The following is a 2,395-nucleotide window of genomic DNA, read 5'->3' as shown; positions in this document are numbered from 1 at the left end:
TTTATGACAATGCCACCAACTCCGTATTTGGCAATGGTATGGAGTTTAAGGATAATGCCCATGAAACGGTCGAGTATGCTTATGATAAAAATGGCAATCTGACTAAAGATTTAAACAAAAATATAAATGGAATTCAATATAATATCTTAAATTTGCCTAGTCACATCACCTTTGCTGACGGAAATAGCTTTGTATATGAATATGCGGCAGATGGCAGTAAAGTCCGTACCACTCATACTATAAATGATAACGTCACGTCTACTGTTTATTGTGGCAATGCGATCTATGAGAACGGCAGTTTGAAGATATTGCTGAATGAGTCTGGTTATTATAGCTTCCAAGATAACAAGTTCCACTTTTACATTAAGGATCATCAGGGAAATATCCGTGTAGTTGCGGATGAAACAGGGAAAGTTGATGAAGTGAATGATTACTATCCTTTTGGTGGTTTGATGTCTAATGTATGCAATAATGTGCAGCCTTATAAGTATAATGGTAAAGAGTTGGATCGGAAAGGCGGATTGGATTGGTATGATTATGGGGCGAGACATTATGATGCGGCTTTGGGTAGATGGCATGTGATGGATCCGATGACGGAGAAATATTTTGGTTGGAGTCCGTATACGTATTGTTTGGGGAATCCGGTTAAGTATATTGATCCGAATGGAAAAGCAGCCCAAATACCACCTTTCTTGTGGGGGACTGCGAATCCACTGATGACAACAGGAAGTCGTATAACAATGCTGGGAACAGCAGACAAAGTCGTTAGAACATTACCGAAAGAGGAGCATCATATTATTCCAAGATCGTTGGGTAAACATGATGTTGTAAAAGCTGCAAGAGAAGGCGGTTTTAAATTGGAGGGAAAAGAAAACAAAATTACTGTAGATAAATTTAGTAAGGCCACTGGAGAAGGACAACATGGAAAACATCCCAGATATACGAAACAGTTAGAGAAGAAACTTGATAATTTTGCAAAAGAGAATCCGAAGGCTTCTCCTGAACAAAGTGCTGACTTCATAAAAGGAGAAGTTTCTAATGCAAAAAATGCTATTGAAAGTAATCCTAACACAAAGATAAATGACTTAGAGTTGAAAAATTTAACTTTGCCAACGGATGGAATAAAAGTTATTAAACCGATGGTGCCTGTAGTTCCCATTAAAGTAGTTAATCCTTATGAAGTTTAATTTAAATATATTGTGATATGAAATATTTTGTAATGGAAGAATCTTTGGATAAAAAGATCGTAGGTAGTGATTTCCCGCAAGCGTATAGATTTATTAAAGAATACAATGAGGATGCGCCAAATGCTTTGTTCAGTTTATATAAATATAAAGACACTTTTCCAGATTATGTGCCAAATCTTGATGGAGTGATGTTGGCTGGTTATGCTAAGTTAACAGATTTTGTTAGTAACGGATTTAGTGGTAGCCTATGCATTCTAAGTCCTAAAGCCAAAGCAATCCTTGAGCAATACAATTTGTGTCCTCATCAATTCTATTCGCTTGGGCTATATAAGAAAAAAGTAAAATATGATTATTTTCTCTTAAAATTAGTTTCCAATTATTCGGATTTTGTGGATTATGAAAAAACCTCATTTCGGGAATATGATATAACTAGTGGATATAAGTCCGATCCTTTTTTTGTTAAATCAAAGGAGGAATTTTGGGAAAGAAGACAAAAAATTAAAGCGGAGAAAGGTATATCCTGGGGTATATGGGGTGACAAACTTGTAATGAACAAAGACTTTAATTGTGAACTGGATTTTTTCGTCATCAGTATACTTGATGCCAATACTTACGTAAGTGAGCGCTTAAAGAATGCAATTGAATCAGCTGGGCTGACAGGTTGGGAGTTTGCTCCAGCAACCAATCTGATAGCTGAAAATTGTCATTAGCTGATATAAATCCAATTATCTTTTAATAACAAGTATTCATCGGCTGCTCTGATATAAAGCGTTGTGCATATATGTCAGGGCAGTTCTCAATTTTCATCAGTAAGACTTATGGTACTTTATTTACCTAGGTGGATATTTTATTTGCATGAATGATTTAATTGATTTATGTTGCACTGTCCTGCCCTCTTGATACTGTTGTTGTAAAAGCCGTTTGGGCGAATGAGGAGAATTCGTTGAAAGGTTACCGGTTGGAAGGTATAACCTTAAGTTCTCCTACTGTCTTGTCGGTCAGCTATTACGATTCCTACGACTTCCTTGGTAAAAACGGTATTCCCGATGACGCAACGACAGCTTACTGCGAAACATCGGGTTATGGCAAACGCTATGGAGATGATTGCAAAGGGCAGCAGACGGGAAGCTTGACCGCCCGTTTTACAGACAGGGAATATACAGGCTTCATCTACTCGGTATTGTACTATGACGACCGCTACCGCGTTG

General features: G+C 37.3%; 2 protein-coding genes and 1 pseudogene. All 3 read left to right on the top strand.

The genetic code is table 11. The features are described from left to right. Positions 1–1,187: RHS repeat domain-containing protein (locus tag DW173_RS23185; RefSeq protein WP_199722864.1), on the top strand; the 1,187-nt coding region annotated here is incomplete at its 5' end. A 17-nt stretch (positions 1,188–1,204) separates the two neighbouring features. Continuing rightward, positions 1,205–1,897 (top strand): imm11 family protein, encoded by a 693-nt coding sequence (locus DW173_RS23180; protein ID WP_120145311.1) that lies wholly within the window; start codon positions 1,205–1,207, stop codon positions 1,895–1,897. Between the two features lie 158 nt (positions 1,898–2,055). Further along, a pseudogene (locus tag DW173_RS24255) lies at positions 2,056–2,395 on the top strand (RHS repeat-associated core domain-containing protein); the annotation flags it as partial.

The sequence above is a fragment of the Bacteroides sp. AM16-13 genome (genome assembly GCF_003602705.1).
Taxonomy (GTDB): Bacteria; Bacteroidota; Bacteroidia; order Bacteroidales; family Bacteroidaceae; genus Bacteroides; species Bacteroides xylanisolvens.
This window is presented reverse-complemented; position numbering and strand designations above follow the sequence as displayed.

Excerpts from the sequence above, each read along its gene's own strand:
- DW173_RS23180 (WP_120145311.1), top strand. The coding sequence starts at position 1,205 with ATGAAATATTTTGTAATGGAAGAATCTTTGGATAAAAAGATCGTAGGT.